Origin of the sequence: Streptomyces gobitricini (assembly GCF_039532985.1) — a bacterium.
GTDB lineage: Bacteria > Actinomycetota > Actinomycetes > Streptomycetales > Streptomycetaceae > Streptomyces > Streptomyces gobitricini.
On record NZ_BAAASR010000010.1, the window covers coordinates 17,459 to 39,723 of the forward strand.

Annotated in this window: 19 protein-coding genes and 1 pseudogene; 11 read left to right on the top strand and 9 right to left on the bottom strand. The window is 72.6% G+C overall.

Going from position 1 to position 22,265, the window contains the following annotated elements; all coding sequences use genetic code 11:
* Window positions 1-101: 101 nt before the first annotated feature.
* Entirely contained in the window at window positions 102-587 is a 486-nt protein-coding gene (locus ABD347_RS08930) for a Dps family protein (protein WP_344358701.1), read from the top strand.
* 149 nt (window positions 588-736) lie between these two features.
* Window positions 737-1,009, top strand: a complete 273-nt coding sequence (locus ABD347_RS08935) for a hypothetical protein (RefSeq protein ID WP_344358703.1) — start codon at window positions 737-739, stop codon at window positions 1,007-1,009.
* A 70-nt stretch (window positions 1,010-1,079) separates the two neighbouring features.
* Here the strand turns inward: ABD347_RS08935 and ABD347_RS08940 are convergent, their stop codons facing one another.
* On the bottom strand, window positions 1,080-1,892 hold the full coding sequence (locus tag ABD347_RS08940) for an Fpg/Nei family DNA glycosylase (protein ID WP_344358705.1): 813 nt from the start codon (window positions 1,890-1,892) through the stop codon (window positions 1,080-1,082).
* Between the two features lie 44 nt (window positions 1,893-1,936).
* The gene (locus ABD347_RS08945; protein ID WP_344358707.1) at window positions 1,937-6,574 is read right to left on the bottom strand and encodes an ATP-dependent helicase; all 4,638 of its coding nucleotides are present in this window, start codon (window positions 6,572-6,574) and stop codon (window positions 1,937-1,939) included.
* 112 nt (window positions 6,575-6,686) lie between these two features.
* Here ABD347_RS08945 and ABD347_RS08950 point away from each other — a divergent pair, with 112 nt between their 5' ends.
* The 3 genes from ABD347_RS08950 to ABD347_RS08960 are packed head-to-tail and all read left to right on the top strand — an operon-like array spanning window position 6,687 to window position 8,627.
* Complete coding sequence (locus tag ABD347_RS08950; protein ID WP_344358709.1) at window positions 6,687-7,559, top strand: AraC family transcriptional regulator; 873 nt, start codon at window positions 6,687-6,689, stop codon at window positions 7,557-7,559.
* A 10-nt stretch (window positions 7,560-7,569) separates the two neighbouring features.
* Complete coding sequence (locus tag ABD347_RS08955) at window positions 7,570-8,322, top strand: AzlC family ABC transporter permease (protein WP_344358710.1); 753 nt, start codon at window positions 7,570-7,572, stop codon at window positions 8,320-8,322.
* Window positions 8,319-8,627, top strand: a complete 309-nt coding sequence (locus ABD347_RS08960; protein ID WP_344358711.1) for an AzlD domain-containing protein — start codon at window positions 8,319-8,321, stop codon at window positions 8,625-8,627. Before ABD347_RS08955 ends, ABD347_RS08960 begins: the two co-directional genes overlap by 4 nt.
* A 124-nt stretch (window positions 8,628-8,751) precedes the next feature.
* Here ABD347_RS08960 and ABD347_RS08965 read toward each other — a convergent pair whose 3' ends face one another.
* The gene (locus tag ABD347_RS08965; protein ID WP_344358714.1) at window positions 8,752-9,660 is read right to left on the bottom strand and encodes a hypothetical protein; all 909 of its coding nucleotides are present in this window, start codon (window positions 9,658-9,660) and stop codon (window positions 8,752-8,754) included.
* 79 nt (window positions 9,661-9,739) lie between these two features.
* Here ABD347_RS08965 and ABD347_RS08970 point away from each other — a divergent pair, with 79 nt between their 5' ends.
* Both ABD347_RS08970 and ABD347_RS08975 read left to right on the top strand, forming a co-directional pair.
* Window positions 9,740-9,934 carry a DUF3046 domain-containing protein gene (locus ABD347_RS08970; RefSeq protein ID WP_344358716.1) on the top strand — a complete coding sequence of 65 codons (195 nt, stop codon included), beginning with the start codon at window positions 9,740-9,742 and terminating at the stop codon, window positions 9,932-9,934.
* A 519-nt stretch (window positions 9,935-10,453) separates the two neighbouring features.
* The gene (locus ABD347_RS08975) at window positions 10,454-11,599 is read left to right on the top strand and encodes an AI-2E family transporter (RefSeq protein ID WP_425575610.1); all 1,146 of its coding nucleotides are present in this window, start codon (window positions 10,454-10,456) and stop codon (window positions 11,597-11,599) included.
* A 271-nt stretch (window positions 11,600-11,870) separates the two neighbouring features.
* Here ABD347_RS08975 and ABD347_RS08980 read toward each other — a convergent pair whose 3' ends face one another.
* Entirely contained in the window at window positions 11,871-12,023 is a 153-nt protein-coding gene (locus ABD347_RS08980; protein WP_344358720.1) for a hypothetical protein, read from the bottom strand.
* A gap of 151 nt (window positions 12,024-12,174) precedes the next feature.
* Here ABD347_RS08980 and recA point away from each other — a divergent pair, with 151 nt between their 5' ends.
* Together recA and recX are read left to right on the top strand one after the other, a co-directional pair.
* On the top strand, window positions 12,175-13,311 hold the full coding sequence (gene recA / locus ABD347_RS08985; RefSeq protein ID WP_344358722.1) for a recombinase RecA: 1,137 nt from the start codon (window positions 12,175-12,177) through the stop codon (window positions 13,309-13,311).
* Window positions 13,271-13,885: pseudogene (recX, locus tag ABD347_RS08990) on the top strand (recombination regulator RecX); the annotation flags it as partial. The gene recA and the pseudogene recX, both read left to right, overlap by 41 nt.
* A 457-nt stretch (window positions 13,886-14,342) precedes the next feature.
* Here the strand turns inward: recX and ABD347_RS08995 are convergent.
* The 5 genes from ABD347_RS08995 to ABD347_RS09015 form a co-directional block, all read right to left on the bottom strand.
* Window positions 14,343-15,941 carry an FAD-dependent monooxygenase gene (locus ABD347_RS08995; RefSeq protein ID WP_344358724.1) on the bottom strand — a complete coding sequence of 533 codons (1,599 nt, stop codon included), beginning with the start codon at window positions 15,939-15,941 and terminating at the stop codon, window positions 14,343-14,345.
* Window positions 15,942-16,135: 194 nt separating this feature from the next.
* Window positions 16,136-17,083, bottom strand: a complete 948-nt coding sequence (locus ABD347_RS09000) for an amino acid ABC transporter permease (protein ID WP_344358726.1) — start codon at window positions 17,081-17,083, stop codon at window positions 16,136-16,138.
* On the bottom strand, window positions 17,080-17,727 hold the full coding sequence (locus ABD347_RS09005; RefSeq protein ID WP_344358728.1) for an amino acid ABC transporter permease: 648 nt from the start codon (window positions 17,725-17,727) through the stop codon (window positions 17,080-17,082). The genes ABD347_RS09000 and ABD347_RS09005 overlap by 4 nt, the downstream gene beginning before the upstream one ends.
* A 326-nt stretch (window positions 17,728-18,053) precedes the next feature.
* Complete coding sequence (locus tag ABD347_RS09010) at window positions 18,054-18,977, bottom strand: glutamate ABC transporter substrate-binding protein (RefSeq protein WP_344358730.1); 924 nt, start codon at window positions 18,975-18,977, stop codon at window positions 18,054-18,056.
* Window positions 18,978-19,040: 63 nt separating this feature from the next.
* The gene (locus ABD347_RS09015; RefSeq protein ID WP_344358732.1) at window positions 19,041-19,826 is read right to left on the bottom strand and encodes an amino acid ABC transporter ATP-binding protein; all 786 of its coding nucleotides are present in this window, start codon (window positions 19,824-19,826) and stop codon (window positions 19,041-19,043) included.
* A gap of 272 nt (window positions 19,827-20,098) precedes the next feature.
* On the opposite strand from ABD347_RS09015, the gene ABD347_RS09020 reads away from it, so the two are divergent.
* Together ABD347_RS09020 and ABD347_RS09025 are read left to right on the top strand one after the other, a co-directional pair.
* Window positions 20,099-20,818, top strand: a complete 720-nt coding sequence (locus ABD347_RS09020; protein ID WP_344358734.1) for a response regulator transcription factor — start codon at window positions 20,099-20,101, stop codon at window positions 20,816-20,818.
* 15 nt (window positions 20,819-20,833) lie between these two features.
* Window positions 20,834-22,231, top strand: coding sequence for a sensor histidine kinase (locus tag ABD347_RS09025; protein ID WP_344358736.1), 1,398 nt, complete (start codon window positions 20,834-20,836; stop codon window positions 22,229-22,231).
* Window positions 22,232-22,265: the final 34 nt, after the last annotated feature.

A 22,265-nucleotide genomic window follows, 5' to 3' on the forward strand; every position in this document is an offset into this window, starting at 1 on the left:
CGACCGGGGCTTTCGTTTACTCCGAATGCCCGTTTTAGGTCGTATGTGCAATGGTGGTCTGGTGTGCGCATTCGCCGCACGCCGGGAACGGAGGATTCGGAATGTCTGTCGTCAAGAGCCCGCTGTCCGACGCCGATCTGAAGGTGGTCGGTGAAGCCCTGCAGGGCGCGCTGATCGACGCTGTCGACCTGTCGCTCGTGGCCAAGCAGGTGCACTGGAACGTGGTCGGTCCGCGCTTCCGCTCGATCCACCTGCAGCTCGACGAGGTCGTGGCCACCGCCCGCCAGCACTCCGACGTCATGGCGGAGCGCGCGTCGGCGCTGGGCGTCACCCCGGACGGGCGAGCTTCGACGGTCGCGTCCAGCACGGCGATCAAGAACGTGCCGACGGGCTGGATCAAGGACGATGAAGCGGTAAGGATCATGGTCGACGCGCTGGTCACCGTGGTCGGGCGCATGAGGGAGCGGATCGAGGCGACCGACAAGCCCGACCCGGTCTCGCAGGACCTCCTGATCGCCCTGACCGCCGACCTCGAGAAGCACGCGTGGATGTTCCAGGCGGAGAGCCGTCAGGCGGACAACCCGTAATCCCGTCGAGCGCTGAACGTTGAGCGTTGGGACGGGACGGATATGAGCGGGAGGGTGTACCGAGCGCCCGGCGTGCGCCGGAGGCGCGCACCGGTACGCCCTCCCCTCATGTGATCGTCCCGGTCTAGCGTCGACCGGAGGAGGCGGCCATGGTACGGCGACGGGTTCCGCTGCCGGTGTTCGCGCTGGCGCTGGTGCTGGGCGGGCTGTGGTGGTGGGCGGTGCTGAGACTGGCGTTGGCGCCGGGGCACGCCGGGCTCGTGGAAGGGACCGTCGCGGCGGGCGGTTGGGGACTGAGCCTGCTGCCCGTGCACGTGGCCTCGGCCCGTACGGCGTCCGAGGGGCGTACGCCGTCCCGGGCGGGACGTGTCGTCAGGGCATGGTTGTGCCGCCGTTCCGGCGCGGGATCCGGCGGGCCGTGAAGGAGACACGGGGCGCTCCTGGCGGCGAGGGAGCCGGGAGGGGACGGCCGGACGAAAGCGTGACCAATCGTCAGCGAGCAGGGGCCGCAGGCCCGGGACCGGTCTGGCAGCCCGGACACCAGTAGGAGATGCGGTCCCGTCCGGCCTCCTCCTGGCGGCGGATCGGGGTGCCGCAGCGGTAGCAGGGGTGGTTCTTGCGGCTGTAGACGTAGAGCTTCCGGTCCCGGCGGTCGGTGGTGAGGATCGTCCGGCGATCGAAGCGCTCCTTGTTCGCCTCCAGGAGGCGATGGGCGGTGGCGATCAGCTTCTCGGGGACACCCGGAGGGAGGTCGCCCACCGGGAGCCAGGGAGTGACCCGGGCCATGAACGCCAGCTCGCACTTGTAGACATTGCCGATGCCCGCGAGGTTCCGCTGGTCGAGGAGAGCCTCGCCGAGGGGGCGGGCGGGATCGGCGCACACCCGGCGTACCGCTTCCTCGGCGTCCCAGTCCGGACCCAGGAGATCGGGGCCGAGATGGCCCACGACGGACGGCTCGTCGGTGGTGCGGATCAGGTCGAGGACCGGGAGACGGTAGCCGACGGCGGTGTGGGTGGCGGTACCGAGGATGGCCCTGATCTGGTGGTCGGGGCCGCCGTTCCAGCGCTCGCCGGGGGTGTAGACGCGCCAGGAGCCGTCCATCCGGAGGTGGGAGTGGAGGGTGAGGCCGCCCTCGATCCTGGTGAGGAGGTGCTTGCCGCGCGGCGTGACGTCCAGCAGCGTCCGCCCGGTGACATCGACGGTGGCCAGGCGCGGGACACGGAGGTCGGAGCGGACCAGGGGCTTGCCCGCGAGGGCGGTGTGCAGGCGACGGGCGGTCAGCCAGACGGTGTCTCCTTCGGGCATGGGTCCATGATGCGGGACACGGCAGGGTGGTGGGCGGGCGCGGGTCAGGCGCGCAGGCGGAGGCCGCGGGGTGTCGCGTGGAAACCCGCTGACTCCAGGGACCGGGACAGCGGGGAGGTGAGGGCCGCGGCGCCGTTGATCCGTTCGACCGTGACGGTGCCGAGGGAGCCCGCCCGGGCGGCTGCCGCGAGGGCGTCGGCGGCGGCCTGCAGGGCGGGATCATCCGGCTCGGCCGGCCAGGACAGTACGGTCTTCCCGCCGCGCTCCATGTAGAGGGTGAGCTCGCCGTCGACGAGGACGACGAGGGCGCCCGCCTTGCGGCCGGGTTTGTGGCCGGCGCCGGTGGGGGGCTCGGGCCAGGGGAGGGCGGCGCCGTACGCGTTGGCCGGGTCGGCGGCGGCGAGGACGACCGCACGTGTGGCGGCACCCGGCTCCGCGCGTTCACGGACGGCGGCCGCCGCGCGGAGCCGGTCCACGGCGCCGTCCATGGCGAACTGGGCGGCTCCGAGCCCCTCGACGACATAACCGCGGCGGGCCTGGCCGCTGTCCTCGAAGGCCGACAGCACCCGGTACGTCGCCGAGAACCCGCCCTCCACGCCCTCGGCGGCCACCGCGCCGCGCGTGACCACGCCGTGCCGGTCCAGCAGGGTGCGCGCCAGGGCGTGGGCGCGGTGGGTGGGCTCCGGCTCCGGTGGGGGCAGGAGGGCCCAGCGGCCGCTGACGGTGGGCGGGCCGGATCGGGAGGCCGTGCGGGCGGCCGCGGTCAGCGTGCCGTACCGGCCGCGGGGGACGGTGCGCTTGGCGCGGTGGGCGGTGGAGCCCGCCGTACGACCCGAACCCAGCACGGAGCGCAGCGGAGCCAGGGTGTCGTTGGTGAGCCGGCCCGACCAGGCGAGGTCCCACAGGGCGTCGGCCAGCTGAGGGTCGGTGGCGTCGGGATGGGTGGTGGCGCGGACCTGGTCGGCGATCTGGCGGAAGAACAGGCCGTAGCCGCCGGAGAGCGTGGCCAGCACTGATTCGTGCAGGGCGGTGAGCTCCAGAGGGTGGGGCCGCGGGAGCAGCAGGGGAGCGGCGTCGGCCAGGTAGAGCGAGACCCAGCCGTCCTTGCCGGGCAGAGCTCCCGCTCCGGCCCATACGACCTCTCCCGTGGTGGTGAGCTCGTCGAGCATGGCGGGGCTGTAGCCGGCGACGCGGGAGGGCAGGACCAGCTTCTCCAGGGCGGAGGCGGGGACGGACGCGCCCTGCAGCTGTTCGATGGCACGGGCGAGACCGTCGATGCCGCGCAGATTGTTGCCGCTCAGGTGCTGCCACTGGGGCAGGAAGGTGGCGAGTGCCGCGGGCGGCACCGGTTCCAGCTCGTGCCGGAGGGCGGCGAGCGAGCGGCGGCGCAGCCGGCGCAGGATTGCCGCGTCGCACCACTCCTGGCCGATGCCGGACGGGTGGAACTCGCCCTGGACGACGCGGCCGGCGGCGGCCAGGCGGTGCAGAGCGCCGTCGGTGACGGCGGAGCCGAGACCGAACCGGGCGGCGGCCTGGGCGGAGGTGAACGGGCCGTGCGTACGCGCGTACCGGGCGAGGAGGTCGCCGAGCGGGTCCTTGACCGGTTCGGTGAACGCCTCCGGGACGCCGACCGGCAGGGCGGTGCCCAGCGCGTCCCGCAGCCGGCCCGCGTCCTCGACGGCCGCCCAGTGGTCGGCGCCGGCGATACGCACCTGGATGGCCCGGCGGGCCTTCGCCAGGTGCCGGGGCCACTCCGGGTCGGAGCCGCGCTCGACGAGATCGGCGTCGGTGAGGGGGCCCAGGACCCGCAGCACGTCGGCCACGCCCTCCACGTCCTTCACCCGGCGGTCCTCGGTGAGCCACTGCAGCTCGCTCTCCAGCTCGGCCAGCACGTCCGCGTCGAGCAGCTCGCGAAGCTCCGCCTGGCCCAGCAGCTCCGAGAGGAGCCGTGAGTCCAGGGACAGGGCGGCTGCCCGCCGCTCGGCGAGCGGGGAGTCACCCTCGTACAGGAACTGCGCCACGTAGCCGAAGAGGAGCGAGCGGGCGAAGGGGGACGGCTCGGGAGTGGTGACCTCGACCAGCCGGACACGGCGGGCCTCGATGTCGCCCATCAGCTCACGGAGGCCGGGGACGTCGAAGACGTCCTGGAGGCACTCCCGGACCGCTTCCAGGACGATGGGGAACGAACCGAACTCGCTGGCCACCTGGAGCAACTGGGCAGAGCGCTGCCTCTGCTGCCACAGGGGGGTGCGCTTACCCGGGGTGCGGCGCGGCAGCAGCAGGGCGCGGGCCGCGCACTCACGGAACCGGGAGGCGAACAGCGCCGAACCGCCGACCTGGTCGGTGACGATCTGGTCGACCTCCCCCTTGTCGAACAGGACGTCGGCCGCGCCCACCGGCGCCTTGTCGTCGTCGTACTCCGGGCCGGGGACGACCGGGGCCTGGTCGAGCAGGTCCAGGCCCATCAGGTCGGCGTCGGGCAGCCGCAGCACGATGCCGTCGTCGGCGTGCATCACCTGGGCGTCCATGCCGTACCGCTCGGTGAGCCGCGCGCCCAGGGCCAGCGCCCACGGGGCGTGCACCTGCGCGCCGAACGGTGAGTGCACCACCACCCGCCAGTCGCCCAGCTCGTCGCGGAACCGCTCCACCAGGATGGTCCGGTCGTCGGGCACATGGCCACAGGCCCGGCGCTGCTCGTCCAGGTACGCCAGGACGTTGTCCGCCGCCCACGCGTCCAGACCCGCCGCCAGCAACCGCAGCCGCGCGTCGTCCGGTGCCAGCGACCCCACCTCGCGGAGGAAGGCACCCACCGCGCGCCCCAGCTCCAGCGGGCGCCCCAGCTGGTCCCCCTTCCAGAACGGGAGCCGGCCCGGCACCCCGGGCGCCGGCGAGACCAGCACCCGGTCACGCGTGATGTCCTCGATCCGCCACGACGAGGTGCCGAGGGTGAACACGTCACCGACCCGCGACTCGTACACCATCTCCTCGTCGAGCTCACCGACCCGGCCGCCGCCCTTCTTGGGGTCGGAGCCCGCCAGGAACACCCCGAACAGGCCCCGGTCGGGGATCGTGCCGCCGGAGGTGACGGCGAGGCGCTGCGCCCCCGGCCTGCCGGTGACCGCGCCGGTGACGCGGTCCCACACCACGCGCGGGCGCAGCTCCGCGAACGCGTCGGACGGGTACCGCCCGGCGAGCATGTCCAGCACGGCGGTGAACGCCGACTCGGGCAGCGACGCGAACGGCGCGGCCCGCCGGACCAGGGCGAGCAGATCGTCGAACTGCCAGGTGTCCAGGGCCACCATGGCGACCAGCTGCTGGGCCAGGACGTCCAGCGGGTTGGCCGGGATCCGCATCGACTCGATGGCGCCGGAGCGCATCCGCTCGGTGACGACGGCCGCCTGCACCAGGTCGCCGCGGTACTTGGGGAACACCACGCCCGTGGACACGGCGCCCACCTGGTGGCCCGCGCGGCCGACCCGCTGGAGGCCGGAGGCCACCGACGGCGGTGACTCGACCTGGACGACCAGGTCCACCGCGCCCATGTCGATGCCCAGCTCCAGGCTGGAGGTGGCGACCACGGCCGGCAGTCGGCCCGCCTTGAGGTCCTCCTCGACCAGGGCGCGCTGCTCCTTGGACACCGAGCCGTGGTGCGCCCGGGCCAGCAGGGGCGGGGCGCCCCGCGCGGCGCCGGACTGCGCCATCAGCTCGGCGGGGGACTGGTCATCGGGGAGCGCCTCCCCGGTGGCCCGCTCGTAGGCGATCTCGTTGAGCCGGTTGCACAGCCGCTCGGCAAGCCGCCGGGAGTTGGCGAAGACGATCGTCGAACGGTGCGCCTGGACGAGGTCGGCGATCCGCTCCTCGACATGAGGCCAGATCGACGGCCGCTCGGCCTGGTCCACGTCCGTCGCCCCTCCCCCTGCCTTCGGCGGAGGTGCCCCCAGCTCGCCCAGATCCTCGACCGGGACGACCACGGACAGGTCGAACTCCTTGCCGGAGGCGGGCTGGACGATCTCCACTCTGCGCTGGGGGGACAGATAGCGGGCCACCTCGTCCACCGGCCGCACGGTCGCGGACAGACCGATGCGGCGGGCCGGGCGCGCCAGCAGCTCGTCGAGCCGCTCCAGGGACAGCGCCAGATGGGCACCGCGCTTCGTGGCGGCCACCGCGTGCACCTCGTCCAGGATCACCGTCTCGACGCCGGACAACGCGTCCCGCGCGGCGGAGGTGAGCATCAGGAACAGCGACTCGGGCGTGGTGATCAGGATGTCCGGCGGCCTGGTCGCGAGCGAGCGCCGCTCGGCGGCCGGCGTGTCGCCCGAGCGGATGCCGACCCGTACATCCGGCTCGGGCAGGCCGAGGCGGACCGACTCCTGCCGGATGCCGGTCAGCGGACTGCGCAGGTTGCGCTCCACGTCGACCGCGAGAGCCTTGAGAGGGGACACGTACAGCACGCGACAGCGCTTCTTCGCGTCGGCCGGAGGAGGCGTGGACGCCAGCCGGTCCAGCGAGGCGAGGAACGCGGCCAGCGTCTTGCCGGACCCGGTCGGAGCGACGACCAGGACGTCCGACCCCTCCCCGATCGCGCGCCAGGCACCCTCCTGAGCGGCGGTGGGCGCGCTGAAAGCCCCCGTGAACCAGCCACGGGTCGCGGGGGAGAAGGAATCGAGCGCAGTCCTGGCCATGTCCTCCATCGTGCACCCCACCACTGACAATCCGGCGCGGCAACGCTGCCCGGGCCGTCCACGCCATGGACACGTGAGCCGGGGAGCGTCCCGCCGGACGCAGAATGGAGGCATGGCGAGCGGGCGGGAGAACGGCCGGGACAGCGAGTGGGCCAGGCACTGGCAGTTCCCCGGTGTACCCGGGCTCGACCTGCTCCGCGCCCGGTACGTACGCCACTCCTTCACCCGGCACAGCCACGAGGGCTACGTCCTCGGCGCGGTGCGGCGCGGGGTGGAGGACGTGGTCATGCCCGAGGGAACGATCCGGGCCCGCCCCGGCACCGTCGTCATGATCAACCCGGAGGTGCCGCACTCCGCACACGCCGGAGTGCCGGAAGGCTGGTCCTACGCGACCCTCTACCCGTCGACGGCCCTCGTCGCCTCGATCGCACGGGAGGAGACGACCCTGCGCGGAACGGTCGGCTTCGCCGAGACCATCGTCGAGGACGAGGACACCGCCCAGCTCGTCCGGGCCGTCCACCGGGCGGCGGAGGAAGGCAACGCGCTCGCCGCCGACAGCCTCCTGCGGGTGGCCGTGGCCCGGCTGCTGCGCCGCCACGGCCAGCCGCTGCCACGGCGCGAACCGCTCACCGCGGGGACCCGTACGGCCGCCCTGGCCAGAGAACTCCTCCAGCAGCGCATGGCCGAGCCACCGTCGCTGGAGCAACTCGCGGGAGAGCTCGGCACCAGCCCGTTCGCCCTGCTCCGTGCCTTCAAGGCCGCCTACGGCATGCCCCCGCACACCTGGCTGACCAACGCGCGCGTGCGGACCGCCCGCCGCCTGCTGGAGTCCGGCACGACGCCGGCCGCCGCCGCCGTCACCGTCGGCTTCACCGACCAGCCCCACCTCAACCGGCACTTCACCCGGATCGTGGGGGTGCCGCCGGGCGCGTACCGGCGGGAACGTGCAAGAACGTACAAGACCGGGGAACCGCCGGGTCCGTAACGTCGCCCGCGTGGCAGAACCAACAGCACCCGCACCACCTTCCCCCCGCACCGGTCCCCGGGCCGCCGCCGCGCCTCCCGACCGTGCCGTCGTCCGCGACGCGCTCGGCGTCGGGGTGGCCGTCGGGCTCTCCGGCTTCGCCTTCGGCGTGACCTCGGCCGGCGCGGGGCTCGACCTGCTCCAGACGTGCGCCCTCAGTTTGCTGGTCTTCACCGGCGCCTCGCAGTTCGCCCTCGTCGGGGCGCTCGCGGCCGGCGGCAATCCCTTCACCGCCGCTGCGGGCGCCTTCTTCCTCGGCACCCGCAACGCCTTCTACGGGCTGAGGCTCTCGCAGCTCCTCGCCCTGCCGCGTGCCGTACGGCCCCTCGCCGCTCACTGGGTCATCGACGAGACGGCGGCCGTGTCACTCGCCCAGCCGGACCGGCGGACCGCCCGCATCGGTTTCACCGTCACCGGACTCACCCTCTATGTGCTGTGGAACCTGACCACGCTCCTCGGCGCGCTCGGCGCCGAGGCCATCGGTGACACGAACGCGTGGGGACTGGACGCCGCCGGGCCGGCCGTCTTCCTCGCCCTGCTGGCCCCCATGCTGCGGACGGCCACGGAGCGGGTGGTCGCCGCGGTCGCCGTCGTCCTGGGCCTGGGGTGCCTGCCGGTGCTGCCCGCCGGGGTGCCGGTGTTGGTCGCGGCGCTCGCCGCGCCCGTCGTGCTGTGGCTCGGCGGCCGCGGGACCGGCCGTGTGCGGAAGGAGACGGACCGTTGACCATCTGGCTCGCCATAGGCCTGACTGCCGCCGGCTGCTACCTCCTCAAGCTGATCGGGCTTCTGGTGCCGGCGGGGGCGCTGGAGCGGCCACTCGTGCGGCGGCTCTCGGCGCTGCTGCCCGTCGCCCTCCTGGCCGCGCTGACCGCGCAGCAGACCTTCAGCAGCAACAGCGCACTGGTCGTGGACGCCCGGGGGGCGGGGGTCGCCGCCGCGGCGCTCGCCCTGGTGCTGCGCGCCCCCTTCCTGGTGGTGGTCGCCGCCGCCGTCGCGGTGACGGCCGGGGTACGAGCCCTGGGCGGCTGACGGCGGCTGACGGCGGCTGACGGCGGATGCGCGGGTCCCGGGCGGCCGGGGTGCGGGCCCCGGGCGGGCTGACGGCGGGGGAGCGGCAGCCGCGCCGAGGGGGCCGTCGGCGGGCGGCGGTCCTTCAGCCGCCGATCCGGCGGCCGTACGCCCGCAGGGTGCGCAGCGCCTCGATCGTCACGATCGGCCGCCATTCCAGGGCCGTGCCCGGAGCCCACTGCCGCCACCTGACCGGCCAGCCGCCGTCCTCGTCCTGCTCGGCCGCGAGGAAATCCAGGGAACGGGACATCTCCTCGTCCGTGAACCAGCGACGGGCGAGAGAGCCCGGCACGCGCGCGTAGTCGTGCGGGAAGTGGTACTCGCCGGGGGCGTAGCCCGGGGCGACCGGATACTCGTCCACGCGCCGCGGATCCAGCACCGCCAGCCGCTGGTCCCGCACCAGACGGCCGAGCCGGTCCGCGGCGGCCTCCGCGCGGGCCCGGTCGGGAACCCCGTCCAGGAACGCCACGGCGGCCTGCACCTCGTACGGGTGGGACTTCTCCAGCGCGTCGACGGCGGCCCAGCAGAAGTCCGTGGCGCGGAACAGCCACGCGTGCCACACCTGGTTGCGGTGGAGCAGTCCGACCACCGGGCCGGTGGCCAGCAGCTCGCCCGGTGGATCGTCCATGACCGGAATGAACGGGGCGGTCGGATAGCCACGGATGGAGGGGTGGAGCGCCGGAAGGGCCCCCTCGTGCGTGGACACCTCCGTCAGATAGCGGCAGACGCGCTCCGCCCGCAGTCCGCCGCAGCGGCCGATGGAGTCCAGCACCCGCAGCGCGTGCGCGGTGTGCAGCGGCAGGCTGACGGGGCCGCGCAGGTCGGGCTCCAGCGCGTGACCGTAGCCCCCGTCCTCGTTGAGGTACGCGGTCAGGGCGGCCTCCACGGGGTCGGCGCCACCGCCCAGGAAGTGGTGAGCGAACCGCCGTTGTTCGAGCACGCGGGCCGTCAGCCAGATGAAGTGCTCGGCGCGTGTGAGGGGAGTTCCAGCCATGATCCGACCGTAGGGCGGAAAGGGCTTTCGGGAAGGGGCGAGGGCGTGGCTGCACTCTCAGGAGCGGGATACTCGAGGCATGCGGTTGACGATTTTCTGGGAGCGGATGACCGACCACTTCGGTGAGGTGTACGCCGAGTCCTTCGCTCGGGACCATGTCATGTCCGAGCTGGGCGGCCGGACGGTGTACCAGGCGCTGGACGCGGGCTGGGAGGCGAAGGACGTGTGGCGCGCGGTCTGTGCGGCCGTGGACGTCCCCGCGGACAAACGCTGACGCGCCGGGTGGCCGCGTTCGCCGCCGGTGGCTGTGATCCTCGCGGGCGGCCGTGCTCGCCGCGGGTGGCTGTGATCCTCGGGGCGGCCGCGTCGTCGACAGCAGAGGCCGGGCGCGCCGCGGGCGGCCGAGCCGCGGCCCTGAGGTGGTGCCGCCGGCGAGCGGCGGGTGCGCGAGCGGTACGCCCGTCGTGTGGAGAGGGCGTGCGGCCGGTCGGCCGGGCGGCACCGACGCGCCGCTGCCCTCGGGGTGGGGTGGACGGCCGGGTGAGTCCGGCGAGGGGTGAGGCCGCTGTGGGGTGGTGGCCGCCGGGCTGGGCGGCCGCCTGTCGTAGCCGTACGCGAGACTTGCCCCGTGGCCCCGACTGACGAGACCGAGACCGAGATCGAAACGACGAGCACCGAGCCGGTGACGCGCGCCGCGTCACCGGCCACGAGCGCGGCCGCCGCCGTGCCGCCGAGCAGGACCGCGGCGCCGGGGACGGCCGCTCCGGCCGGGAGTGGGGCTCCCGCCGCCCGCATGCCCCGCTGGCTGCCGAGGGCGATGGTGCTGGCCCTCGCCCTGTATGCCTGCTTCCAGCTGGGCAGTTGGGCGTTCCACCAGCTCATCGGCCTGCTGCTGAACATTCTGATCGCGTTCTTCCTGGCCTTGGCGATCGAGCCGGCGGTAGGGCGGATGGCCGCCCGCGGCATGCGCCGTGGTCTCGCCACCTTCCTGGTGTTCTTCGGCGTCCTGGCGGCAGGCGTCGGGTTCGTCGTGCTGCTCGGCTCGATGCTGGCCGGCCAGATCGTCGAAATGGTCGAGGACTTCCCCCGGTACATCGACTCGCTCATCAACTGGACCAACCACACGTTCCACACCGAGCTCTCCCGGGTCGAGGTCCAGGACAGCCTGCTGCGCTCCGACTGGCTGCGGAAGTACGTGGAGAACAGCGCGAGCGGAGTGCTGGACGTCTCAGCGACGGTGCTCGGCGGCCTGTTCAAGCTGCTCACGATCTTCCTGTTCTCGTTCTACTTCGCGGCCGACGGACCGCGCCTGCGCAGGGCCCTGTGCTCCGTCCTTCCCCCCGCGAAGCAGGCCGAGGTACTGCGCGCCTGGGAGATCGCCGTCGACAAGACCGGCGGTTACCTGTACTCGCGCGGGCTGATGGCGCTGGTCTCCGGCGTCGCCCACTACGTCCTGCTGCAGTTCCTGGCAGTGCCGTACGCACCCGCGCTCGCCGTCTGGGTCGGTCTGGTCTCCCAGTTCCTCCCCACCATCGGTACCTACCTGGCCGGCGCGCTCCCCATGCTGATCGCCTTCACCGAGAACCCCTGGTACGCGCTGTGGGTGCTGGTGTTCGTGGTGGTGTACCAGCAATTCGAGAACTACGTGTTGCAGCCGAAGCTCACCGCGAAGACCGTCGACATCCACCCGGCGGTCGCCTTCGGGTCGGTCGTCGCGGGCACCGCGCTGCTGGGCGCGGTCGGGGCGCTCATCGCGATCCCGGCGGTGGCCACGCTGCAGGCGTTCCTCGGCGCGTACGTCAAGCGGTACGACGTGACGGAGGACCCGCGCGTGCACGGCCACCGGCGGCACGGCGAGGCCGTCCTCGCCCGGGTGCAGCGGGCGCTGCGCGCCAAGAAGGAACTGGACGAGCGGACCCCGCCGCCCGACGCGGCCTGAGACCGGCCGGCGGGGCGCACCCGGGCGCGTTCCCACCGGTGGCCACCCGGGAGGGCTGCTCCGGGAGCGCTCCAGGACCGGCTTCGGCGGGAGGCGGTCCGGCGGGTCCGGAACCCACCAGGCGCTGCGCCCCAGGATTCGCTTGAGCGCCGGGACGATCGGAACACGACCAGCAGGAGCGGCCGGCAGGCCGACGACGATTGCCACGAACCGCGGCATCCGGTCCGCGACGGTGGCCGCGAAGTCCGCGGTGGCCGCCTTCGGCCTGCCTTCAAGCCGCCGTCGGGCCGCCGACGAGCGGCTCGGCGCCCGTCTTCCGCTCCAGCGGCGGCAGGACGCCGGTGCGCAGCCGGTCGGCGCCGGGGGCGGTGAGGGGACGCCGTGTGTCGGTGTGGCTCGCTTGACAGCAAAATCGAACATCCATTCTTATGGGGTTCCGGCCCGGAGTCACGGGGCGGCACGGCGTGGGCCGCCGAGTTATCCACAGGTCGGAGGGACGTCGGGGCCCATTGTCAGTGGCAGGGGTTAGCGTCTTTGACGTGAAGCGATCGACTCAAGCAAATCGGGTGGAACCCATGGCAGGAACCGACCGCGAGAAGGCGCTCGACGCCGCGCTCGCACAGATTGAACGGCAATTCGGCAAGGGCGCAGTGATGCGCATGGGCGAGCGGTCGAGGGAGCCCATCGAGGTCATCCCGACCGGCTCGACCGCGCTCGACGTCGCGCTCGGCGTCGGCGGCCTGCCGCGCGGCCGTGTGGTGGAGATCTACGGCCCGGAGTCCTCCGGTAAGACGACCCTGACCCTGCACGCCGTGGCCAACGCGCAGAAGGCCGGCGGCCAGGTCGCGTTCGTCGACGCGGAGCACGCCCTCGACCCCGAGTACGCCCAGAAGCTCGGTGTCGACATCGACAACCTGATCCTGTCCCAGCCCGACAACGGCGAGCAGGCCCTGGAGATCGTGGACATGCTGGTCCGCTCCGGCGCCCTCGACCTGATCGTCATCGACTCCGTGGCCGCGCTCGTGCCGCGCGCGGAGATCGAGGGCGAGATGGGCGACTCGCACGTGGGTCTCCAGGCCCGTCTGATGAGCCAGGCGCTCCGGAAGATCACCAGCGCGCTCAACCAGTCCAAGACAACGGCGATCTTCATCAACCAGCTCCGCGAGAAGATCGGCGTGATGTTCGGCTCGCCGGAGACCACGACCGGTGGCCGGGCGCTGAAGTTCTACGCCTCGGTGCGCATCGACATCCGCCGCATCGAGACACTCAAGGACGGCACGGACGCGGTCGGTAACCGGACCCGCTGCAAGGTCGTCAAGAACAAGGTCGCGCCGCCGTTCAAGCAGGCCGAGTTCGACATCCTCTACGGCCACGGCATCAGCCGCGAGGGCGGTCTGATCGACATGGGCGTCGAACACGGCTTCGTACGCAAGGCGGGCGCCTGGTACACGTACGAGGGCGACCAGCTGGGCCAGGGCAAGGAGAACGCCCGCAACTTCCTCAAGGACAACCCGGACCTCGCCGACGAGATCGAGAAGAAGATCAAGGAGAAGCTGGGCGTCGGCGTCCGGCCCGAGACCCCGGCGGCCGACGCCGGTACGGAGGCGGCGGGCACGGGCGGCCCGGCGGTCGCGGACGAGCCGGCGAAGTCGGTCCCGGCCCCGGCGGCCAAGGCGACCAAGGCGACCAAGACCGCGGCCGCCAAGGCCTGACCCCGTGGCCAGGCGCACCGAATGGCCGGGCGACAGCGCCGACTCGTCGAGGGCCGAGAAGGAGCTGTCGCCCCAGGAACCGGCGGAGCGGGCGCGGGCGATCTGCCTGCGCCTGCTCACCGGGACGCCACGCACCCGCAAGCAGCTCGCGGACGCGTTGCGCAAACGTGAGATCCCGGACGAGGTCGCCGAGGAAGTCCTCTCCCGCTTCGAGGACGTCGGCCTGATCGACGACGCGGCCTTCGCGGGCGCGTGGGTGGAGTCCCGGCACCACGGCCGGGGCCTGGCCCGCCGTGCCCTCGCGAGGGAGCTGCGCACCAAGGGGGTGGACGCCGAGCTGATCGACGAAGCGGTGGGCCAGCTCGACTCCGAGCAGGAGGAGGAGACGGCGCGCGAGCTGGTCGCCCGCAAGCTCCGGGCGACCCGCGGCCTGGACCGCGACCGGCGGCTCCGCCGTCTCGCGGGGATGCTCGCCCGCAAGGGCTACCCGGAAGGCATGGCCCTGCGGGTGGTGCGGCAGGCGCTCGAGGCGGAGGGGGAGGACACGGACGACCTTCCGCACGAGGGCTTCTGAGCCAGGGGGACGTCGCGACCGCTTCAACCGGGCCGGCCGGCTGCCCCAGGCCGGGTCGCCGAGCCCAGCCGGCCGTCCAGCGGTCGGGCGCATGAGCTCGCCCGCCTCGACAGGCCGTCCAGCCGCCGCGGCTCGGGCGGCCGGTGGCCCAGCCATGGCTCGATGGCCGGCTATGGCCCGACCCGGTCGTCGGCCGTTCGGTCGGCCCGCCAGGACTGCCCAGTACCCGGCACCGGTGCCCAGGAGTGAGTCAGCAGGACGGACGACAACCGCAGCCCGCATGGCGGACCTGGTCGGAACGCCCCCCGCTCCCGCGCACATCGGTGCCGTTCATCAGCGGGGGTACAGCAGGTGCTCACGCTCCCCGTCGAGCGGCGACAGGGGACGGCAAGCGGCACCGACTGACGTCGAGCGACATCAGGTGACGTCGAGCCGCGCCGGACGACGTCATCCGACGTCATCCGACGTCGGCCGTCCGGTCGGTGCGTTCGCGCGAGGGCGCACCGCCCCGCACCGCGTCGGCCGCCGCGTGCAGCTCCTCGGGGCGTACCCCGCCGAAGACCGCCGCCAGGTGCCCGTCGGGCCGAACCAGCAGCACGGTGTGCGCGGCCGCCCCCGGGTACGTCTCCGTGACCAGGACCTCGCCCTCGACCGGCAGCGTGGACACCGCCTCCACCAGCCGGGGCATCACGCCCGCGGACATCCAGTGCCGCCGGTCCCACACTCCCGTGCCCGGGGCGACCAGCACGGCCAGGAGCCTGCCGCGGCCCAGCCGGTCCCGCAGCCGCGCGGTCGTGCCGTCCTCCGGTGCCGTGACCCGCACGTCCTCGACCGGCGCCCCCAGCGGCGTACCGACGCTCGTGTACGCCTCGGCGTGCGGCGGCGCGAGGGGAGAGTGCGGGTAGGCGGGCGGCGCGCCCAGCGGGCCGCGCCCCACATGCCCGTCCGTCAGGAGCGAGTCGTGCCCGCCGCCCCGCAGGTACGTCCGCAACCCGCCCGCGCCGCGCAGCACCGGCAACGACTGGTCGGCCGCCCGCAACCGGGCCGCGACCGCCGTGCGCCGCTCGGCCTGGTAGCTGTCCAGGAGGACGTCCGAGGCGCCGTGGTGCCAGGCCAGCGCGAGCTTCCAGGCCAGGTTCTCGACATCCCGCAGCCCCTCGTCCAGACCCTGCGTACCGAGCGCGCCCAGCAGGTGGGCGGCGTCCCCGGCGAGGAAGGCCCGTCGCACCCGCCACTGCTTCGCCAGCCGGTGGTGGAGCGTGTAGACGCCCGTGTCGACCAGGTCGTACGACGGCGTGGTGCCGCACCAGCCGGTCAGCGTCTCGCGGATCCGCGTCACCAGCGCGTCGGGCGTCACGAGGTCGCCCCGCGGCGGCAGCAGCCAGTCCAGCCGCCAGCTCCCGTCGGGCAGCGGCCGGGCGGTGACCTCCTCGCCCACGCCGCGCCACGGTGGCTGGCGGTGCAGCAGCGCCTCGTCCGGCCAGGGCAGTTCGACGTGCAGGGCGGCGACGGCGTGCCGTTCGACGGCCGTACGCCCCGGGAAGCGGACACCCAGCAGCTTGCGCACGGTCGAACGGGCGCCGTCGCATCCGACCAGGTGGCTGCCCCGCCACGAGGTCGCCCCCGGTCCGCGGGTGTGCGCGGTGACGCCGTACGCGTCCTGCTCGATGCCGTCCAGGCGACTGTGTGTGATCACCCGGATCAGTTCGGGGTCCGGCAGCACGGCGATGGCCTCCCGCAGCCCGCGCGTCAGGGCGTGCTGCGGGATGTGCAGCGGGGACGGGACCTCCGGGCCGAGCTCGATGTGCCGCATCTGCTGCCTGCGGCGCATCGACCGCCAGCCGGTCCAGCGCGCCCCCTCGTCCCGTACGGTCGCGCAGCCGAGACGCTCCACGAACGCGGCCGTGTCCGGGCGGAGTACGGCGGTGCGCGCGGCGCGCGGCTCCTCCTTGCCGGGGCCCTCGTCCAGCACGACCGAGGGCACGCCCTGAGCGGCGAGGGCGAGGGAGAGCGCCAGCCCGGCCGGGCCGGCGCCGACCACGATCACCGGGTCCACGGTACGACTCCTGTGGCGCGTACGGCCATGCGGTGAGCAGGGGAAACACGGGAAAGTGCGGCTGGAGCCCGACGCGACGCGATCACAGAACGTATGCAACCTACTGCGGGTGCTTGCGTCAAGTGACGGGGGCAGCGGCGCGACCGCCACTGCCCCCTACACCACGTAAGACACCCGGATGATGTCACATACCGTCAGTTGCCGGGGCCGTGGGCCCCGCCGTCGCCCCCACCGGTCCCACCGTCGCCTCCGCCGAGCAGGATCGTGTTGGCGTTGGCGTTCCCGGCGTCGCCGCCGAGGACGGCCGCGTTGCCGGCGGGCGCGGCCGGGCCGATGCCCGTCTTGGCGCGGCGGCCGCGCTTCTCGATCCAGGTGGCGAGCCCGGACAGCGCCAGACACATCGCCACGTAGATGGCGCCGACCACGACGATCGTCGACACGTACGGGTACATGCCGTTGACCTGGGTGTTGGAGGCGATCAGGCGGGCGGTCTGGAGCAGCTCGGGGTACAGGATGATGAAGCCGAGCGAGGTGTCCTTGAGGGTCACCACCAGCTGGCTGATGATCGTCGGCAGCATCGCGCGCACGGCTTGCGGCAGCAGCACGGTCGTCATGACCTGCGTCTTGCTCATGCCGAGCGCGTACGCGGCCTCCCGCTGGCCCCTCGGTACGGAGTTGACGCCGGCGCGCAGCACTTCGGCCTGGACGCAGCCGTTGTAGATCGACAGGCCGACCGCCAGCGCCCACATCGAGTAGTCGGTCAGGAAACCGACCCACACGGCGTAGATGGTGATCAGCAGCGGGATGGAGCGGAACAGCTCGATGAAGCCGGTCGCCAGCCATCGGACCGGCTTGTGGTCGGAGAGCCGCGCGACGGCGAGGAGCACGCCGAGCACCAGCGAGCCGACGGCCGCGATGCCGAAGACCTTCAGGGTGGCGAGGATGGCGTCGGCGATGTTCTGCCGGATGCCCGCGTAGTTGAAGATGTCCCACATCTCGGGGGCGAGGTGCCCCTTGTTGCTCAGCCGGACGATCGTGAGGGCGAGCAGCCCCAGGATGGCGAGGGTGCCGAGGACGGCGTAGAGGCGGTTGCGGACGACGGCCTTGGGGCCGGGGGCGTCGAAGAGAACGCTGGCGCTCATCGGGCGACCTCCAGGCGGCGCTCAAGGGTGCGGAAGACACCGCTGACGAAGAAGGTGACCACCAGGTAGGCGAGGGAGACCCAGAGGAAGATGGGGACGATGTCGTACCCCTCTTCGCTCATCAGCTTCTGCCAGCCGAAGAGTTCGGTGACGCTGAAGGCGCCCGCGATGGCCGAGTTCTTGGTGAGCGCGATGAGGATCGAGCTCAGCGGCGGCAGCACGGTACGGGTGGCCTGCGGCAGCACGATCAGCCGCAGCGTCTGCGAGAACGTCATGCCGAGGGAGCGGGCCGCCTCGGCCTGGCCCAGCGGCACCGTGTTGATGCCGGAGCGGACCGCCTCGCAGACGAAGGACGAGGTGTAGAAGCCGAGCGCGATCGAACCGAGGACGAAGGCGCTCATGCCCGGGAACAGGATCTCGGGCACCACGAAGGTCGTCACCAGGAACAGCAGGGTCAGCGGCGTGTTGCGCAGCAGGGTGACCCAGGCGGTGCCGAACCAGCGCAGCGGCGGGACCGGGGACACCCGGAAACCGGCGATGACGATGCCGAGGACCAGCGCGATGGCGGTGCTGACGGCGGTGATCGACACGGTTCCTATGAAGCCGTCGCGGAACTCTGAGAAGTGGTCGAGCAGTACGTTCATGGGGTCTCCGCGTCGGCGGTCAGCGGCTGGCGGTCAAGGTGCGTGCGGGGCGGACGGTGTGCGTGCGGGGAAAGCGGTGTGCGCGTGGGATGTGCGGTGCGCGTGGCGTGCGTAGGGCGTGCGTGGTGCATGACGTGCGGTGCGGGTGCTGTGGTGCCACGGGTGCGGTGCGGGGCTGGGCGGTGCGGGCGCGTCTCGTGCCGGGTGCGTACGTGCGTGTGGACGCGTCCGGCGGCGCGCGGTGCCCGGGCGGGCGGCGCGCCGGGCAAGGGGCGGAGCGCCCCGTACGCGTCAGGTACGGGGCGCTCCGTCCTCAAGCGGGGCGGTCAGTAGCGCTCGAGGGCCGGCGGCGCGGTGTACTCGGAGCCGGACAGACCGAGGGTGGCCTCGTAGATCTTCTTGTACGTGCCCTCCTTGACGCCCTTCTCCAGCGCGTCGTTGATCGCGTCGCGCAGCACCTTGTCCTCCTTGTTCATGCCGATGCCGTAGGGCTCCTGCGTGAACGGCTTGCCGACGACCTTCAGCTTGCCGGGGTTCTGGGCGGCGTAACCCTTGAGGATCGCGTCGTCCGTCGTCACCGCGTCGACCTGCTTGGTGAGCAGCTGCTGGACGCAGTCCGAGTACTTGCCGAGCTCGGTGGTGCTCGCGCCGTACTTCGGCTGCTTGATCTCCTGGAGCGGCGTGGAGCCCTTGATGGAGCAGACCTTCTTGCCCTTGACGGTCTCCGGGCCGGTGATCGCGGTCTCGTCCTTGCGGACCAGGAGGTCGGCGCCGGCCTTGTAGTACGGGCCCGCGAAGCCGACCTGGGCCTTGCGCTTGTCGTTGATCGTGTAGGTGCCGACGTAGTAGTCGACCTGGCCCTTGGAGATGGCGGTCTCGCGGGTGCTGGAGTCGACCGTCTTCCACTCGATCTGGGACTCGGTGAAGCCCAGCTCGGCCGCGACCATCTTGGCGATCTCGACGTCGAAGCCGGAGCGCTTCTTGGTGGCCTGGTCCTCGAAGCCGAGGTACGGCTGGTCCGCCTTGGAGCCGATGATCAGCTTGCCGCGCTCCTTGGCGGCCTTGAACGTCGCGGAGCCCTTCAGGTCGACGTTCGAGGCGACGACGTACATCGGCAGCGCCGGCGCGTTGGTGGCGCCGGGCTGGACGCCGGAGGGCTTGTCGCCCGCGGAGCCCTCCTTGCCACCACAGGCGGTCGCGGACAGCGCGAGCACGGCAACGGCCAGCGCGGCCGTCTTGCGGAGCTTCATGGTGAACATCCCTTATGTCGTGGTTCGTTGGTCGTCGTCACCGCTGGGGACCAGCGGGATCCGTCAGTGGTGAAGGATCTTCGACAGGAAGTCCTTGGCCCGGTCGCTGCGCGGATTGCTGAAGAACTGCTCGGGCGTCGCCTCTTCGACGATCCGGCCGTCGGCCATGAAGACGACCCGGTTGGCGGCGGACCGCGCGAAGCCCATCTCGTGGGTGACGACGATCATCGTCATCCCGTCCCGCGCCAGCTGCTGCATGACCTCGAGGACCTCGTTGATCATCTCGGGGTCGAGCGCCGACGTGGGCTCGTCGAAGAGCATCACCTTGGGGTCCATCGCCAGCGCGCGGGCGATCGCGACGCGCTGCTGCTGGCCGCCGGACAGCTGGGCCGGGTACTTGTCGGCCTGCGAGCCGACGCCCACCCGGTCGAGCAGCGTCCTGGCCTTCTGCTCCGCGGCCCTCTTGTCCGCCCTGCGGACCTTGACCTGGCCCAGCATGACGTTCTCCAGCACGGTCTTGTGCGCGAAGAGGTTGAACGACTGGAAGACCATGCCGACGTCGGCGCGCAGCCGGGCGAGCTCCTTGCCCTCCTGGGGCAGCGGCTTGCCGTCGATGGTGATGCTGCCCGAGTCGATCGTCTCCAGGCGGTTGATGGTGCGGCACAGCGTGGACTTGCCGGACCCGGACGGTCCGATGACGACCACGACCTCGCCACGGGCGATGGTCAGATCGATGTCCTGGAGCACATGCAGCGCGCCGAAGTGCTTGTTGACGTTGCTCAGCACGACCAGGTCGCTCGCCGTCGGTACGGCGTCCTCCGCGCCCTTGGTCACTGACACTCCGCTCATCGGCTTCTTGCTCCGTCCTCCTCGGTTGGGAGGACACTAAGCACGTGGTGCGACCAGCGTCATCACATCTGAGCGGAAATTGAGCATAACGATCCGGCTGCAACCGGACACTATGCGTGAACGGGGCGGCCCCGGGGCGGCGGTGTGGAGAACGGGTGCATAACGGAACCTCCCCGCGGCCGAAACCCTCTTGACTGGCGGGCAGCACATCAGCGTTCATGCCGAGGTGGCCGTATGGTCACCCAAGCGATCGCACCTTTCGGAGGGGGGCCATGAGACTGCTGCTCGTCGAGGACGACGACCACGTCGCCGCGGCCCTGTCCGCGATCCTCAAGAAGCACGGCTTCGACGTCACCCACGCCCGCAACGGTGAGGAGGCGCTCCAGGCCGTCCTGCCCGCCGCGAACGCCGGGCGGGTGCCCTTCGGCGTCGTCCTCCTCGACCTCGGCCTGCCCGACCAGGACGGCTACCAGGTGTGCGGCAGGATCCGGAAGCTCACCACCACCCCGGTGATCATGGTGACCGCGCGGGCCGACGTCCGCTCCCGGATCCACGGCCTCAACCTGGGCGCCGACGACTACGTCGTCAAGCCGTACGACACCGGCGAGCTGCTCGCCCGCATCCACGCCGTCAGCCGGCGCTCGGCCGCCGCGGACACGGACGACAGTGCCGGCCCCGGCGGTACGGACGAGGCCGCGCCGCTGCGCCTGGGCTCCGTGACCATCGAGCTGTCCACCCGAAGGGTGAGCGTGGCGGGTGCGGAGGTCCAGCTCACCCGGAAGGAATTCGACCTGCTCGCGCTGCTCGCGCAGCGGCCCGGCGTCGTCTTCCGCCGGGAACAGATCATCAGCGAGGTCTGGCGCACCAGCTGGGAGGGCACCGGCCGTACCCTGGAGGTGCACGTGGCGTCCCTGCGCGCCAAGCTGCGGATGCCCGCCCTCATCGAGACCGTCCGCGGGGTCGGCTACCGCCTGGTCGCACCGGCCGCGTAACACCCTGAAGCCCCTGTGCGCACCCGACTGCTCCCCCTCCTCCTCGTCCTCATGGCGGGCGTGCTGCTCGCGCTCGGCTTCCCGCTCGCGGCCAGCCTCGCCGCGACCCAGCAGCAGACCGTCGTCGTCGACCGGATCGACGACACCGCCCGGTTCGCGGCGCTCGCCCAGTTCGTCACCGAGCGCGGGCCCGGCATCGACGAGCGGCAGTCCACCCTCCACGGCGAACTCGTCCGCTACCACGGCGTGTACGGGATCGAGGCCGGTGTCTTCTACCGCGACACCACCGCCATGGCCCGCGCCCCCAAGGACTGGGACGTACCGCGGAGCGGCGAGCCCCGCCGCGCCTTCCGCGAGGCCCTGCTGGGCCGCCGCAGCCACGACCCGCCGCAGGTCTGGCCCTGGCAGCGGAACGCCCGCCTCGCGGTCGCCTCGCCGGTCGTACGGGACGGTGACGTCGTCGCCGTCGTGCTCACCGACTCGCCCACCGGGCAGCTGCGCTCCCGCATCCTGCACGGCTGGCTGCTGATCGCCGCCGGCGAGGTCGCGGCGATGCTGGTGGCGGTCGGCGCGGCGTTCCGGCTCACGGGGTGGGTGCTCAAGCCCGTCAAGGTCCTGGACGCCGCCACGCACGACATCGCGACCGGCCGGATGAACTCCCGGGTCGCGGCGGCGGGCGGCCCGCCGGAGCTGCGGCGCCTGGCCCGCTCGTTCAACGAGATGGCCGACAACGTCGAGGAGGTGCTGGAGCAGCAGCGGGCGTTCGTCGCCGACGCCTCGCACCAGTTGCGCAACCCGCTCGCCGCGCTCCTGCTGCGCATCGAGCTGCTCGCCCTGGAACTCCCGCCCGGCAACGACGAGATCGCCTCCGTGCGCACCGAGGGCAAGCGTCTCGCCCAGGTCCTCGACGACCTGCTGGACCTCGCCCTGGCCGAACACGCGTCCGCCGATCTGCGACTCACCGACATCGGGGAGCTGGCCGGCGAGCGCGTGGCCGCCTGGCGGCCGCTCGCCGACGAGAAGGGCGTCCGCCTGACCGGCCGCGGCTCGGCCGTCACCGCCTGGGCCGACCCCGTCGCGCTGTCCAGCGCCCTCGACGCGGTGATCGACAACGCGCTGAAGTTCACGCCCGCCGGCGAGGAGGTGACCGTGACCGTCGCGGCGGACGGGGACACCTCCACGATCGTGGTCACGGACGGCGGCCCCGGCCTGACCGACGAGGAACTGGTCCGCATCGGCGACCGCTTCTGGCGGAGCAACCGCCACCAGAACGTCAAGGGCTCGGGCCTCGGCCTGTCCATCTCGCGCGCCCTGCTCACGGCGGGCGGCGGCTCGATCACGTACTCCCACCACGAGCCCCACGGCCTTCGCGTCACGGTCACCGTCCCGCGCAGCGCGCCCGACGGCGGCTGAGCGCGCGGCCGGCCGGAGCGGCGGGCGGTGGTGC

Coding starts and splice junctions, on each gene's coding strand:
- ABD347_RS08930 (WP_344358701.1), top strand. CDS start 102: ATGTCTGTCGTCAAGAGCCCGCTGTCCGACGCCGATCTGAAGGTGGTC.
- ABD347_RS08935 (WP_344358703.1), top strand. CDS start 737: ATGGTACGGCGACGGGTTCCGCTGCCGGTGTTCGCGCTGGCGCTGGTG.
- ABD347_RS08940 (WP_344358705.1), bottom strand. CDS start 1,892: ATGCCCGAAGGAGACACCGTCTGGCTGACCGCCCGTCGCCTGCACACC.
- ABD347_RS08945 (WP_344358707.1), bottom strand. CDS start 6,574: ATGGCCAGGACTGCGCTCGATTCCTTCTCCCCCGCGACCCGTGGCTGG.
- ABD347_RS08950 (WP_344358709.1), top strand. CDS start 6,687: ATGGCGAGCGGGCGGGAGAACGGCCGGGACAGCGAGTGGGCCAGGCAC.
- ABD347_RS08965 (WP_344358714.1), bottom strand. CDS start 9,660: ATGGCTGGAACTCCCCTCACACGCGCCGAGCACTTCATCTGGCTGACG.
- ABD347_RS08970 (WP_344358716.1), top strand. CDS start 9,740: ATGCGGTTGACGATTTTCTGGGAGCGGATGACCGACCACTTCGGTGAG.
- ABD347_RS08975 (WP_425575610.1), top strand. CDS start 10,454: ATGCCCCGCTGGCTGCCGAGGGCGATGGTGCTGGCCCTCGCCCTGTAT.
- ABD347_RS08980 (WP_344358720.1), bottom strand. CDS start 12,023: ATGGATGTTCGATTTTGCTGTCAAGCGAGCCACACCGACACACGGCGT.
- recA (WP_344358722.1), top strand. CDS start 12,175: ATGGCAGGAACCGACCGCGAGAAGGCGCTCGACGCCGCGCTCGCACAG.
- ABD347_RS09000 (WP_344358726.1), bottom strand. CDS start 17,083: ATGAGCGCCAGCGTTCTCTTCGACGCCCCCGGCCCCAAGGCCGTCGTC.
- ABD347_RS09005 (WP_344358728.1), bottom strand. CDS start 17,727: ATGAACGTACTGCTCGACCACTTCTCAGAGTTCCGCGACGGCTTCATA.
- ABD347_RS09010 (WP_344358730.1), bottom strand. CDS start 18,977: ATGAAGCTCCGCAAGACGGCCGCGCTGGCCGTTGCCGTGCTCGCGCTG.
- ABD347_RS09015 (WP_344358732.1), bottom strand. CDS start 19,826: ATGAGCGGAGTGTCAGTGACCAAGGGCGCGGAGGACGCCGTACCGACG.
- ABD347_RS09020 (WP_344358734.1), top strand. CDS start 20,099: ATGAGACTGCTGCTCGTCGAGGACGACGACCACGTCGCCGCGGCCCTG.